General features: G+C 61.3%; 11 protein-coding genes. 8 read left to right on the top strand and 3 right to left on the bottom strand.

The window, feature by feature from the left end:
* Positions 1 to 40: 40 nt before the first annotated feature.
* Positions 41 to 2,044: a CocE/NonD family hydrolase gene (locus AB4Z25_RS23510; protein WP_442209391.1), complete on the top strand. Its 2,004-nt coding sequence runs from the start codon at positions 41 to 43 to the stop codon at positions 2,042 to 2,044.
* A gap of 3 nt (positions 2,045 to 2,047) precedes the next feature.
* Here the strand turns inward: AB4Z25_RS23510 and AB4Z25_RS23505 are convergent, their stop codons facing one another.
* The 3 genes from AB4Z25_RS23505 to AB4Z25_RS23495 all read right to left on the bottom strand — a co-directional run bounded on the left by AB4Z25_RS23505 (position 2,048) and on the right by AB4Z25_RS23495 (position 4,846).
* Complete coding sequence (locus tag AB4Z25_RS23505; protein WP_442209389.1) at positions 2,048 to 2,959, bottom strand: alpha/beta hydrolase; 912 nt, start codon at positions 2,957 to 2,959, stop codon at positions 2,048 to 2,050.
* A 106-nt stretch (positions 2,960 to 3,065) separates the two neighbouring features.
* The gene (locus AB4Z25_RS23500; RefSeq protein ID WP_442209388.1) at positions 3,066 to 4,259 is read right to left on the bottom strand and encodes an acyltransferase family protein; all 1,194 of its coding nucleotides are present in this window, start codon (positions 4,257 to 4,259) and stop codon (positions 3,066 to 3,068) included.
* Positions 4,260 to 4,564: 305 nt separating this feature from the next.
* Positions 4,565 to 4,846 carry a type II toxin-antitoxin system ParD family antitoxin gene (locus AB4Z25_RS23495; protein WP_112388208.1) on the bottom strand — a complete coding sequence of 94 codons (282 nt, stop codon included), beginning with the start codon at positions 4,844 to 4,846 and terminating at the stop codon, positions 4,565 to 4,567.
* A 303-nt stretch (positions 4,847 to 5,149) separates the two neighbouring features.
* Between AB4Z25_RS23495 and AB4Z25_RS23490 the strand changes: the two genes are divergently transcribed.
* The 7 genes from AB4Z25_RS23490 (at position 5,150) to AB4Z25_RS23460 (ending at position 12,990) form a co-directional block, all read left to right on the top strand.
* Positions 5,150 to 6,127 (top strand): LacI family DNA-binding transcriptional regulator, encoded by a 978-nt coding sequence (locus AB4Z25_RS23490; protein WP_442209386.1) that lies wholly within the window; start codon positions 5,150 to 5,152, stop codon positions 6,125 to 6,127.
* A gap of 40 nt (positions 6,128 to 6,167) precedes the next feature.
* Positions 6,168 to 7,406 carry an ABC transporter substrate-binding protein gene (locus AB4Z25_RS23485; RefSeq protein ID WP_442209384.1) on the top strand — a complete coding sequence of 413 codons (1,239 nt, stop codon included), beginning with the start codon at positions 6,168 to 6,170 and terminating at the stop codon, positions 7,404 to 7,406.
* A gap of 86 nt (positions 7,407 to 7,492) precedes the next feature.
* Complete coding sequence (locus AB4Z25_RS23480) at positions 7,493 to 8,407, top strand: carbohydrate ABC transporter permease (RefSeq protein ID WP_442209382.1); 915 nt, start codon at positions 7,493 to 7,495, stop codon at positions 8,405 to 8,407.
* On the top strand, positions 8,407 to 9,270 hold the full coding sequence (locus tag AB4Z25_RS23475; protein WP_442209380.1) for a carbohydrate ABC transporter permease: 864 nt from the start codon (positions 8,407 to 8,409) through the stop codon (positions 9,268 to 9,270). The genes AB4Z25_RS23480 and AB4Z25_RS23475 overlap by 1 nt, the downstream gene beginning before the upstream one ends.
* Before the next feature lie 27 nt (positions 9,271 to 9,297).
* Complete coding sequence (locus tag AB4Z25_RS23470) at positions 9,298 to 11,226, top strand: glycoside hydrolase family 127 protein (protein ID WP_442209378.1); 1,929 nt, start codon at positions 9,298 to 9,300, stop codon at positions 11,224 to 11,226.
* 1 nt (position 11,227) lies between these two features.
* Positions 11,228 to 12,304: an ABC transporter ATP-binding protein gene (locus AB4Z25_RS23465; protein WP_442209652.1), complete on the top strand. Its 1,077-nt coding sequence runs from the start codon at positions 11,228 to 11,230 to the stop codon at positions 12,302 to 12,304.
* A gap of 98 nt (positions 12,305 to 12,402) precedes the next feature.
* A complete protein-coding gene (locus AB4Z25_RS23460) occupies positions 12,403 to 12,990 on the top strand; it encodes an ANTAR domain-containing response regulator (protein WP_112388214.1) in 588 nt (195 codons plus the stop codon).
* The last annotated feature ends 41 nt before the right edge of the window (positions 12,991 to 13,031 follow it).

The following is a 13,031-nucleotide window of genomic DNA, read 5'->3' as shown; positions in this document are numbered from 1 at the left end:
CAAGCCGCCTCGTCTCACAAGAGTGCATCGAGGAAAAGGCATGACCGACCGCGGCTTCACCACCATCGAAAACCAATGGATTACGCTTGAGGACGGGACGCGGCTTGCCGCCCGCATCTGGATGCCTGATGGCGCCGAGAGCGATCCGGTTCCGGCCGTCTTCGAATTCCTGCCCTACCGCAAGCGCGACGGAACCTGCCTGCGTGACGAGTCGACCTATCCGGTGTTTGCCGCCGCAGGCATCGCCGGCGTGCGCGTCGATATCCGCGGCTCCGGCGAATCCGATGGCGTCATCGATGGCGAATATACAGAGCTCGAGCTTGCCAATGCCTGCGAGCTGATTGCCTGGATCGCCGCCCAGCCGTGGTCGAACGGCTCGGTCGGCATGATGGGTATCTCCTGGGGCGGCTTCAACAGCCTGCAGGTCGCAGCCCTTCGCCCGGCTGCCTTGAAAGCCGTGATCTCGATCGCCTCGACCGTCGATCGCTACAATGACGATATCCACTACAAGAACGGCTGCCATCTCTCGGCCCAACTTTCCTGGGCAGCCACCATGCTCGGCTATCAGTCCCGCTCACCCGATCCTGAATTGGTCGGCGACCGCTGGAAGGCGATGTGGCTGGAGCGCCTCGAGCACGAACCATTCTTCATGGAAGAGTGGCTGACGCATCAGCGCCGCGACGAATTCTGGCAGCATGGCTCGATCTCCGAGAATTTCGGCAATGTCGAAATCCCGGCCCTCGTGCTTGCCGGATGGGCGGATGGATATCGCAACACGCCACTGATGGCAGTCGAAGGGCTCGGCGAGAAGGCCAAGGCGCTTGTCGGACCCTGGGTGCATAAATATCCACATTTCGCCTGGCCGAAACCACGCACGGATTTCCACAGCGAGGCGATCGCTTGGTGGAACAAGTGGTTGCGCGGCGACGACAACGGCATCGACAGGCTGCCGCAGACCCGCGCCTACATTCTCGACGCCATCCGCCCTGCCCCGCCGCGCGATTTCGATCCCGGCTTCTGGGTGGCGAAGGATGTCTGGACCGCACCCGAAATGCAGTGCTTCTATGTCGAGCAGTTCGGCAAGCTCACCGAGGGCATGCCGACCCCGCAGGCTCCGGAACATAGCGTCTATCTTCGCTCGCCACTCGATACTGGGACGTCTTCAGGTGAATACTTCACGCTGAAACCGGACGCCGAAATGGCGCTGGATCAGCGCTCCGACGATGCCGGCTCGCTCATCTTCGACACGGTGCCTCTCGGATCGGATCACGACTATCTCGGCCGCCCGGTGCTGACGCTATCGCTGCGCCCGAACGCCCAGACCGGCAATCTTTGCGCCCGTCTCGTCGACGTTCACCCCGACGGTACAGCGACACGCGTCGCCTTCGGCGTCATCAATCTGACCCATCGTAATGGCAACGCGGATCCGCAGCCGCTGGTCCCGGGTGAAACGGTGTCCATCCGGCTACAGCTGGATGCCTGCGGCTATCGCTTCCGCAAGGGCCACCGGATCCGTCTGGCGATCTCGACTGCCTATTGGCCGATGATCCTGCCGCCACCCGACGATCTCGGTGTCGAGATTGACATCGCTTCAATTGGCTTGGGGCTGCCGTCGCTCGGCGATCACAGCCAGATCAGTATTCCCGAGCCCGAGAACCCCGATCCGCTGCCGGAATATATCGAGCACGCGCCGTCAGTGACAAAGCGGCAGGTTTTGCGCGATCTCTCGGCCAATCGGACCGAATACCGGATCCATGAGGATACCGGCCTTTTCGAACATCTGGATACCGGGCTCTCGACGCGGCAGTTGCGCGAAGAAACCTGGTCGATCACGCCGGGCGATCCGCTATCGATGACCGGCACATCCACCTGGACCTGTGACATGCGCCGCCTAGGCTGGTTCGTGCGGACGGTCTCGACCGCAAAGATTGGCTGCACCGCCAGCGACTGGGTCATCAGCGCCGTGGTGACCGCCTATGAAGGAGATGTTCAGGTCTTCGAGAAGGTATTTGCCGAAATGCGCATTCCCCGCGACCTGATGTAAGCCTCAGCTATTTACGAAACGGCGCACTGCTTCGCAAACGGCGCGAAATCCGGCTCGCGCGCCCTCGCTCATGTGGCGGGCGCGCAGCCAGGCATGCACCATCTGTGGCTCCTCGCGGAACCAGACCTCGACGCCGGATTTTGCCAGCCGCGCTGCATAGTTCCGGGCATCGTCACGCAGCGGATCGAAAGCGGCGGCGGTGATGAAAACAGGCGGCAGGCCCTTTACCGAGGCGCTGTTCAGCGGCGCGGCAACGGGATCATCCTGCGGCGCCCGCAGGACCTCGCGGTAATAGGCGACATCGGCAGTGGTCAGCCCGGGTGCTTCGGCCATCTCGATATAAGAGCCCTTGGAAAGATCGCCGCCGAGAGCCGGATAGATCAGAACCTGGCCTGCAATGCCGGAAACGCCCGCCTGCGTTGTGCGAATGGCCAGACCCGCGGCCAGATTTCCGCCCGCACTATCGCCGATCAGCACGATCCGCTGTCCGCTTTCTGCAAGTGCCGAAAGCACCGCGAAACCATCATCGGTCTGCGCCGGCCACAGGTACTCGGGGGCCAGCCGGTAATCGACAGCGACGAGTTCGGCGCCAGCGAATTCGGCAATCTCGGCGCAAATGGCATGGTGGCTTTCCAGCGAGCCAACGACGAAGCCGCCGCCATGCAGGTAAAGAAGCAGCGTCGGCGTCGTCACCTTCGACGGTCGATAGCGCCGCGTCGGGACGCCCCGAATGATGCTGTCGGCAAATGTCAGTCCATCTGGAATCGGTGGGCTGAAGCGGGCGCAAAGCGCATCATATTGCGCCCGTTGCGCCTCAATCGATTGCGATACCGCATCGTCGGAATAGACGCTGCTGCAGATCTCCAGGAACTTGAGGATGCCCGCTTCTTCGGGCATCGGGCGCGTAACGGTCATGGTGCAATCCGTGCAGGTCGGCGATATCACGCAGGATAGGATTTGCCGCAAAGCCTAGGCAAGCGCGTTGACGCCATCCCCGCGCCGGAACCCGCCAGAGGCGCGATTATCCGCGGCGCGCCGAGCGCTCCAACGCTTCGTCTTCGCGCACCGGCCGCGGCTTTTCCGTCAGCCCCACCAGTTGACGCAGCGGGCTCGGCAACTGATCGACGGCAATGGCAAAGGCGATCGAGACGGCAGCCGTTGCCGCGGCGACAAGCGCGAAGCTCGGGATCGCCGGCAGATCGAGCGGCAGGACATAATAGAGCGCTCCGACCGTTACCGTCTGGTGGACGATATAGAGCGGGAAAACGAGCCGGTTCATCGTCACCAGGCGTTCGCTCGGCTGATTGAGATAGCGCGCCGCAAAACCGATCAGCGTGAGGATCATGCTCCAGGCGAGCAGGAAGACGCTGATCTTGAAGAGCAGGGTCTCGTTGATATCGTAGCTGCCGATCGCCTGTTCTGGAGCAACGGTCCAGGATGCCAGATAGAGCCAGATGGTCGTCACCATCGCGATCCCACCACTGACGTAACGGCGCGCAATCAGCGTACCGATCAGCGCCCGGTGATGGCGGGAAATCAGGAAGCCGAGGCCGAACCAGCTGGCCCAGACGGCAAACCAGGCGCCGTCATTATAGAGCGCATTGGTCTCGCGCGGATAGATCGGCGAAAGCGCCAGGTTGAGGCCGAGGGGCAGAAGGAAGAAGAGGTAGATGGCGCCTGTCCTGGCCGTGCGCTCGAACCAGGCAAAGACCGGGTTTCCTGGCCGCAGCAGATACTGAAAGATCGGGTAGCAGATGACGGACATCACCAGCAGGTAGGCGACGAACCACATATGCGCCCAGGTAAAATTGCCGGTCGGATATTTTCCCTCGGTGAAATAGCGCGTCAGCCAGAATTCCAGGAAGGAGCCGGTATAGCCGTTTTCGTACATCCGCTCGTACCAGACCTGCGGCACGACGATGACAGCCATGGCAAAGAGCAGCGGGATGAGCAGGCGCAGGGTGCGCCGGTAAATGAAGGTCAGCCCCTGCTCCGGCCTGAAGGTAAAGGCAACGCCCATGCCGGATATGAAGAACAGCAGCGCAAGGCGCCAGGCGCGCGGAAAATCCATGATGAGCGACAGGCCGCGACTGGTATTCTCGCTATGCAGCAGCCAGCCCATGTCAGGGAAAAATGCGGCCGCGGAATGATAGAGGATCAGCAGGCCAAAGGCGAAAACCCTCAGACGATCCACATAGTAAAGTCTCTCTCTCATCGCAGACGACGGATCCCCACACAGCACCATCATCCGATATGCTGTACCCCTCAGATATTAAGGATCGCTGCCGAAACTTCGTAAACTGATGCTTTATTAGCCAAACAAGCGAGATGCCAAGCAGGGGCCGGCGAGCTAGCGTGATGTTGCCTGGGTCAAATCGGCAGATTTTCGAGGTCGCGACGGCCATCTATAACACAGACGATCTGAACGGTTTCGACCGGTGCCTCATCATCGTCAGGATTGTCGAGGTTTGCACGTAGATGTCGTGCACATCCGTTAGAGCCTTTAGTAGCCAGACTAGCTTAGCGGCCATTGTTGCGCGCTGTGTCCAATGCTTTGCGCGCCTCCATTCGAATGCTCTCGAAATCAGCGGCAACCGGCTCTCCGCTTGCCTTGCCTTCTTCCCAGGCGCGGCGTAGGCGCTCGATGTCGCCTTTGCGGTTCTCCCATTTGGCGGTCCAGTCCCGCAAAGCCTCGCGGATCACTTCGCTATTGCTCGCGTAGGCGCCGCTGCTTACCGCATCGCGAAGCAGATCGGCCTGCTGCGGCGTCATGGAAACACTGATCTTTTCAACATTGGCCATCGGCTGTTTCCCCAACATCGGTGGTAAATATTACTACCGCCCGAGCATTCTGCAAGGTCTCACCTGAATGGAAGCGCTGCTTCCAATGACGTTTCAGTATCCCACCTCTCCCATCGAGGGCGCGATAGCCATCCTCGCTCACCGCTATTCATAACCGCGATCGAAGCAAGACAGCTATCAGATGTGAGAAAACCTTTTCTCACTTGACAGTCGGCTTGGTAAAAGGTTTTCTCACCGTCGAACTACGGGAGGACGACACTGGATATCGCGGGCGGAAAGCGCGGGCGGATTACCATTCACGACGTGGCGGCGGCTGCGGGCGTCAGTATCTCGACGGCGTCAAAGGCGTTGAATGATACCGGCCGGATGGGTGCTGAGACGCGTGAGCGGGTCAAACGCATCGCTGCCGAGATCGGCTTCCGGCCGAATGCTCTGGCGCGCGGCCTGCTCAGCAAGCGCAGCTTCACGATCGGGCTTCTGACCAACGACACATACGGCCGTTTCACCCTGCCTGTGATGGCTGGAATTTCCGAGGCGCTGGTCGATCATGGTGTTTCGGTTTTCCTCTGCGCGATCGAGGATGACCCGGCACTCGCGCAGATCCATGTCGACGCGATGCTCGACAAGCAGGTGGACGGCATCATCGCGACAGGAAAGCGTCTGGACAGACGGTTACCAGTCGATCTGTCGAATTTGCATGTGCCTGTCGTCTACGCCTTCACCGAGGGGGCGCCTGACAGCGTCACGTTCCGTTCCGACGACGCACATGGAGCAAAGCTTGCCGCCGAATGGCTGGCGAAGCTTGGGCGGCGGCGGCTCGTGCATATCACCGGGCCGGAGGATTTCTTCTCGGTGCGCGAGCGGGCCAATGCGTTCCGCGAGGCTGCCGGCAGCGAGCGGCCTGTGATGTTCGGCGTCTGGTCGGAAAGCTGGGGGCACGATGCGGTCGCAAGGCTCTGGAGTGCCGGGGGCGAAAGGCCAGACGGCATCTTCTGCGGCAACGACCAGATTGCCCGCGGCGTCATCGACGCGTTGCGGGAGCGCGGCATCAAGGTGCCGCAGGATGTTTCGGTGGTCGGCTTCGACAATTGGGAGATTGTCGCCGCCCAGACCCGTCCGCCGCTGACAACGGTGGACATGGAGCTGCGGGAACTGGGACGCCAGGCCGGGTTGACGGTTCTGGCGCTTGCCGAAGGGCGGCCGGTGGAGCCCGGCATCCGGAAATTGCCGTGCCGCCTCGTGGTGCGGCAGACATGCGGGGGCGACGCCCTCGGGATTTAGAAACGGCGCGAAGGAGACGCGCCCTATTGGGAGGAGTGCCATGATGAAGCGTCTGTTGGTGGCAACGAGCCTTGCCACCCTTAGCCTCGTATCGACAGCCTCGGCTGCCGAAAAGATCGAAATGTGGGTTCGCTCGGGTATCGGCGACGCCTTCAAGAAGGTCGTCGAAGCCTATAATTCCAGCCACGAAAACCAGGTCGTCGCCACCGAGGTGCCGTTCAGCGAGCTGGTGCAGAAGTATGCGACGGCAATCGCCGGCGGCCAGGCGCCCGACGCGCTGTCTATGGACCTGATCTATACCCCGGCCTTCGCCGCCGCGGGACAGCTGGAGGACCTGACGGACTGGGCAAAGAAGCTGCCCTATTTCAACTCGCTGTCGCCGTCGCATGTCCGGCTCGGCACTTATCAGGACAAGATCTACGGCCTGCCGCTTTCGGTCGAGACCTCGGTCTTCGCCTGGAACAAGGACCTCTACAAGAAGGCCGGGCTCGACCCTGAAAAGGCGCCGGCCACCTGGGAAGAAATCGAGGCCAATGCCGAGAAGATCCGCAAGCTCGGTGACGATACCTACGGCTTCTATTTCTCGGGTGGCGGCTGTGGCGGCTGCATGATCTTCACCTTCACGCCGCTCGTCTGGGGCGGGGGTGCCGATATCCTTTCGGCTGATGGCAAGACTGCGACGCTCGATACGCCGCAGATGCGCAAGGCTGTCGGCTTCTATCGCGACATGGTCAAGAAGGATCTCGTTCCGGCGGGTGCTGCCAGCGATAACGGCTCCAACTTCCTGAGCTTCACCAACGGCAAGATCGGCCAGCAGTCGCTGGGCGCCTTTGCCATCGGCACGCTGGTCACCAGCCATCCGGATATCAACTTCGGTGTGACGCTGATCCCCGGCGTCGATGGCAAGCCCTCGTCCTTTGCCGGTGGCGACAACTTCGTCATCACCAAGGGCACCAAGAAGATCGACGCGGTGAAGGAGTTTATCGAATATATCTACTCGATGGACGGCCAGAAGGTGATGGCCAAGTATGGCAGCCTGCCGACCCGCGGCGATATCGCCAATGAGGTCCTTGCCGGGCTCGACCCGCGCATGGAAGTCGGCCTGAAGGCCATTGCCGTCGCCAAGACGCCCTACACGCTGCAGTTCAACGACCTGATCAACAGCGCCAACGGCCCCTGGGCAACGTTCACCAACGCAGCGATCTTCGGCGACGATGTCGATGGTGCGTTCTCGAACGCCCAGTCCGAAATGCAGTCGATCATAGACAGCGGCCAATAAGTCTCTCCCGGCCGCGGCCGGGGAGCGGTGGCAGCTCTCCGGCCGATCCATCCCTTATGCAGCAATGAAAGATGCGGAGCGTTTCGATGACCGTTTCAGGTCCCCAGCGCCAGCTCGCCGGTCGCAAGCGGCGGCGCAGATCGCAATGGCGCGGACTTTTCTACATCGCGCCAGCCATGGCGCTGGTCATCGTCTTCTTCGTGATGCCGGTGCTGTTTACCGGCTGGATGAGCCTGCACAACTGGCCGCTGATGGGCGCGCAGCGCTGGATCGGCTTTGCCAATTATACCCGCATGTTCAATGACAGCCGCTTCATGGCGGCGTTGAATTTCACCGCTTATTACACCGTCATCGTGACCATCGCTATTTTCGCAGTCGCCTTCCCGCTGGCGATCTTCGTCGAGAAAGAGCGGCGCTTCGTCAGTACCTACAGGACGATCATCTTCCTGCCCGTCGTCGTCGGTCTCGCCACGGCCTCGCTGCTCTGGGTGTGGCTTGCGAATGTCGACAGCGGCTTCTTCGGCCCGGCTCTGCGCGCCCTCGGTCTCGTCGAGCGCAGCCCCAATATCATGGCGAGCTTCGACACCGCCTTTGCGACCATCGTCGTCATGGTCGTCTGGAAGATTGCCGGTTTCACGATGATCATCCTGCTGACCGGACTGCAGGCCATTCCCACGGAACTCACCGAAGCCGCCCGTATCGATGGCGCCGGGCGCTGGCAGCGCTTCCGCCATCTCACCCTGCCGCTGATGCGCAAGACCATTGCGCTGGCGCTGATTGTCTCCGTCACCGGCTCGATCCTCGCCTTCGACCAGTTCTACATCATGACCTCGGGCGGGCCTCAGAACAAAATGATCTCGGTGGTCTACTATATCTTCAACCAGTCCTTCGTGTCCTTCAATCTCGGCTATGGCGCCGCTTTGTCGATCGCGCTTCTGGCGATCCTGGTGGCGATCTCCATCGTCCAGCTTTGGTTGCTGCGTGTCGGGGAGGAACGCTGATGACTTCCTCCAGCCAGCGCCGCGCCCGCAAGCGCTTCCGCTCGCAATCTGCCTATCATGTCGCCGGGATCGCCATTTCGGTGTTTTTCCTGGCGCCTTTCGTCATCGCCCTGCTCTCGTCTTTCCGGCATGGCACGGAAGCCAGCCTGCCGCCCCTACCGCCATGGCCGACGACGGGTGTCAGCTTCGATGCCTATGCCCTGCTCGATACCTTCGGCGCCGGCATCTGGCAGCACATGATCAATTCGCTGTTCGTGTCGCTGGCAACCGTGGTGCTGACGGTCGCCGTCAGCCTGCTCGCCGGCTATGGTTTTTCACGCTACCGCTTTCCGCTGAAGAACGCGCTTTTCGTGCTGATCATCGCCACGCTGATGATCCCGTTCCAGTCGATCCTGACGCCGCTCTTCATCATTCTCGCCAAGCTCGGCCTCAACAATTCGCTGCTCGGGCTGACGCTCGTTTATGTGACGCTGCAGCTGCCCTTCTCGGTCTTCATGATGCGCAATGCCTTCGATGCGGTGCCGAAGGAGATCGAGGAGGCGGCGCGGATCGACGGTGCGCGCGACCTGAAACTCTTGATCCGCGTGCTCCTGCCGCTGGTGCTGCCGGGCGTCGCGACCGTTGCGATCTTCGCCTTCCTGAATGCCTGGAACGAGTTCCTCGCCGCCCTCGTGCTGCTCTCCAGCAACGAGAAGTACACCTTGCCCGTCCTGATGACGGCGGTGCGCGCCGGGCGCCTCGGCGCCATCAACTGGGGCGCGGTCCAGGCCGGTGTCGTCGTCATGACGATCCCCTGCCTGATCGTCTTCCTGCTTCTGCAACGCTACTACATGCGCGGGCTGATGGCCGGCGCGGTGAAATGATGATCTTTCAACGAAATGGATGAAGCCATGAACAAGCTGAAGAGAGACCGCCAGTTCCGTCCCCTGCCCGTGCCGAGCGTCGAGCTCGCCGGCCTGTTCGGCGACCGCCAGGATGCGATCTGCGATTCGACGGCAGAAACGCTGCTCGACCGCTGCGTCGAGGCCGGGATGATCCAGGCGATCGACGTCAACCAGCCAAGCCCCGGCGTCGTCATCCCTATCGGCCCATGGGGCGGTTCGACGCAGATGTTCTGGGACAGCGATCTCGGCAAGTCGATCGAGACAGTGGCCTATTCACTCTACCGCCGCGCCAATCCGAAGCTTGAGGCCCGCGTCGATGAGATCATCGACATGTACGAGAAGCTGCAGGACAAGGACGGCTACTTGAACGCCTGGTTCCAGCGCGTGCAGCCCGGCCGCCGCTGGACGAACCTTCGCGACCATCACGAGCTCTATTGCGCCGGACACCTTATCGAAGGTGCGGTCGCCTATTATCAAGCAACAGGCAAGCGCAAGCTGCTCGATATCATGTGCCGTTATGCCGATTACCTGATCACCGTCTTCGGCCATGGCCCCGGCAAGCTTCCCGGCTATTGCGGTCATGAGGAAGTGGAGCTTGCGCTGGTGAAGCTTGCCCGCGTCACCGGCGAGAAGAAATATCTCGACCTCTCGAAGTTCTTCATCGACGAGCGCGGCACGGAACCGCATTTCTTCACCGAGGAAGCGACCCGCGATGGCCGCAGTGCTGCCGATTTCCACCAGAAGACCTATGAATATGGCCAGGCGCATCTGCCGGTGCGCGAGCAGAAGAAGGTCGTCGGCCATGCCGTGCGCGCCATGTATCTCTATGCGGGCATGGCCGATATCGCCACCGAGTATAACGACGATACGCTGACTTCGGCGCTCGAGACGCTCTGGGACGACCTGACGACCAAGCAGATGTATGTCACCGGCGGCATTGGCCCAGCGGCCTCGAATGAAGGCTTCACCGACTACTACGACCTGCCGAACGAGAGCGCCTATGCCGAGACCTGCGCCTCCGTCGGCCTCGTCTTCTGGGCCAACCGCATGCTCGGCCGCGGCCCGAACCGCCGCTATGCCGATATCATGGAGCAGGCGCTTTATAACGGCGCGATGGCGGGCCTTTCACTCGACGGCAAGACCTTTTTCTACGAAAACCCGCTGGAAAGCTCGGGCAAGCATCACCGCTGGATCTGGCATCATTGCCCTTGCTGCCCGCCGAACATCGCCCGGCTTTTGGCATCCGTCGGCTCCTATATGTATGCGGTCGCCGAAGACGAGATTGCCGTCCATCTCTATGGGGAAAGCAAGGCTCGCTTCGAGGTGTCAGGTGCCAAGGTCGAGTTGGCGCAGACGACGCGTTACCCATGGGACGGCGCGATCCATTTCGACCTCGATCTCGACCGCCCTGCCCGCTTTGCCATCTCGTTGCGTATCCCGGAATGGGCTGATGGCGCGACACTTTCCGTCAATGGAGAAAGCATCGCGCTCGAATCCGTCGTCGTGGATGGTTATGCTCGCATCGATCGGGAATGGAAGAGCGGCGACAAGGTGGATCTCACCATTCCGCTTGAAGCCCGTAAGCTTTTCGCCAATCCGCGCGTGCGCCAGGATGCCGGACGGACTGCGCTGATGCGCGGGCCGCTGGTCTATTGCGCCGAGGAGACGGATAACGGTGCCGGGTTGAACGGTATTTCGCTTTCCGCCGATGCGTCGAAGGCAAAGGTCTCGGAAGTCGCGGGATTGCGCGGCGCCGTCGCGCTCGATCTGCCGGTCAGCCGCGACGCGTCGGATTGGGGTGTCGATCTCTACCGGACATCACCGCCTTCAACCAAGCCGGCAACGGCGCGCTTCGTTCCTTATCCTCTGTGGGATAACCGCGAACCGGGCGAGATGCTGGTGTGGGTTCGTGCCGGTGAGGCGCATGGTGAATAAGATGCCGGATACAGGGGTGGTGCTGTCGGGCATTCGCAAGAGCTTCGGCAGTCTCGATGTCATCCATGGCGTCGATCTGACGATCGCCGAGGGATCCTTCGTGGTCTTCGTCGGCCCCTCCGGCTGCGGCAAGTCCACACTGCTGCGGATGATTGCCGGGTTGGAAGATGTCACCGATGGCGAGATCGAAATCAAGGGACGCAATGTCACCGATCTCGATCCCTCCGACCGCGGCATCGCCATGGTCTTTCAGTCCTATGCGCTCTATCCGCATATGAGCGTCCGCGACAACCTCGCTTTCGGGCTGAAGATGGCGCGGACACAAACGCCCGAGATCGATGCCCGCGTCAGGGCGGCGTCGGCGATCCTGAAGATCGACCATCTTCTCGACCGCCGCCCCGGCCAGCTTTCCGGCGGCCAGCGGCAGCGCGTCGCGATCGGGCGGGCCATCGTCCGCAAGCCCGACGTCTTCCTGTTCGACGAACCCTTGTCGAACCTGGATGCAGAGCTGCGCGTCTCCATGCGCATCGAGATTGCCAGGCTGCACCGCGAGCTCGGCAATACGATGATCTATGTGACGCATGATCAGACCGAGGCGATGACGCTGGCCGACAAGATCGTCGTGCTGCGCGATGGCCGCGTCGAGCAGACCGGAACGCCGCGCGAAGTCTATGAGAGGCCAGCGAATGTTTTCGTCGCTGGTTTCATCGGCTCGCCGCGCATGAACCTGCTGAACGCCGAATGGCGCGGCAATGGGCTTATCGCCGCCGGTGGACAGACGATACAGTCGCCGATCTCCGGCGACGGTCTTTCGACAGGTGCCAAGGTGACGCTCGGCATTCGCCCCGAGCATCTCACCCTTGCGACCGGCGAAACGGCGGGTACCTTGCGCGCCACCGTCGATTTTTCCGAGTATCTCGGCGGGACGCAATATCTCTACTGCCAGCTGCCGGATGGCCAGCCTCTGACGGCGGAATACCGTTCGGCTGTGCCGATCGGCGTCGGCGCCGAGGTCGCGCTGCGGGCTTCGCCAGAGGATATCAGACTGTTCGATGAACAGGGATTGAGGCGGGACTAACTCGATAGCAGCCGCCTATTTTTTATCCACAGATTCGCTCTGCTCAAATTTATAGCCATTCTCTTGCGAGTCTTGCTGCACTGCGTCATAACTGGCGCATGAACCACCTCGACCTGACGATCCTTGTCATCGACGAAACCGCGATCCGTGCTTCGATCATCGAAGAGGGATTGCGCGAAGCCGGGCATCTGCGCGTCACCGTCATTCACGAGGTCCAGGGCGTTGCGCGCATCATCGAAACGCTGAAGCCCGACGTCATCATCATCGACATCGAGAACCCCAACCGCGACATGATGGAACATCTGTTTCAGCTGACGCGCTCGGTCAGCCGCCCGATCGCCATGTTCGTCGATCGCTCCGATAGCGCCTCGATCGAGGCTGCCGTCGATGCCGGCGTCTCGGCCTATGTGGTTGACGGACTGAAGAAGGAGCGCGTCAAGCCGATTCTCGATATGGCCGTCAGCCGTTTCAATGCCTTCAGCCGCTTGCAACGCGAGCTTGCCGATGCCAAATCAGCCCTTGAGGAGCGCAAAGTCGTCGAGCGGGCCAAGGGCATCATGATGCGGATGCGTGGCCTGTCGGAAGAGGAAGCCTTTGCGTTGCTGCGCCAAACGGCGATGAACGAAAAGAAGAAAATGTCTGAAATCGCGCAGAGCGTCGTGACTGCGGCTGGGCTGTTGATGTGAGCCCGCTCTTCGACGCGATGGGCGCCCGGAGGACGCTGGAG

The organism is Rhizobium sp. RAF36 (genome assembly GCF_052114105.1).
In the GTDB taxonomy this organism is placed as follows: Bacteria; Pseudomonadota; Alphaproteobacteria; order Rhizobiales; family Rhizobiaceae; genus Rhizobium.
This window is presented reverse-complemented; position numbering and strand designations above follow the sequence as displayed.

Excerpts from the sequence above, each read along its gene's own strand:
- AB4Z25_RS23470 (WP_442209378.1), top strand. The coding sequence starts at position 9,298 with ATGAACAAGCTGAAGAGAGACCGCCAGTTCCGTCCCCTGCCCGTGCCG.
- AB4Z25_RS23485 (WP_442209384.1), top strand. The coding sequence starts at position 6,168 with ATGATGAAGCGTCTGTTGGTGGCAACGAGCCTTGCCACCCTTAGCCTC.
- AB4Z25_RS23460 (WP_112388214.1), top strand. The coding sequence starts at position 12,403 with ATGAACCACCTCGACCTGACGATCCTTGTCATCGACGAAACCGCGATC.
- AB4Z25_RS23495 (WP_112388208.1), bottom strand. The coding sequence starts at position 4,846 with ATGGCCAATGTTGAAAAGATCAGTGTTTCCATGACGCCGCAGCAGGCC.
- AB4Z25_RS23510 (WP_442209391.1), top strand. The coding sequence starts at position 41 with ATGACCGACCGCGGCTTCACCACCATCGAAAACCAATGGATTACGCTT.
- AB4Z25_RS23505 (WP_442209389.1), bottom strand. The coding sequence starts at position 2,959 with ATGACCGTTACGCGCCCGATGCCCGAAGAAGCGGGCATCCTCAAGTTC.
- AB4Z25_RS23475 (WP_442209380.1), top strand. The coding sequence starts at position 8,407 with ATGACTTCCTCCAGCCAGCGCCGCGCCCGCAAGCGCTTCCGCTCGCAA.
- AB4Z25_RS23480 (WP_442209382.1), top strand. The coding sequence starts at position 7,493 with ATGACCGTTTCAGGTCCCCAGCGCCAGCTCGCCGGTCGCAAGCGGCGG.
- AB4Z25_RS23500 (WP_442209388.1), bottom strand. The coding sequence starts at position 4,259 with ATGAGAGAGAGACTTTACTATGTGGATCGTCTGAGGGTTTTCGCCTTT.
- AB4Z25_RS23465 (WP_442209652.1), top strand. The coding sequence starts at position 11,228 with ATGCCGGATACAGGGGTGGTGCTGTCGGGCATTCGCAAGAGCTTCGGC.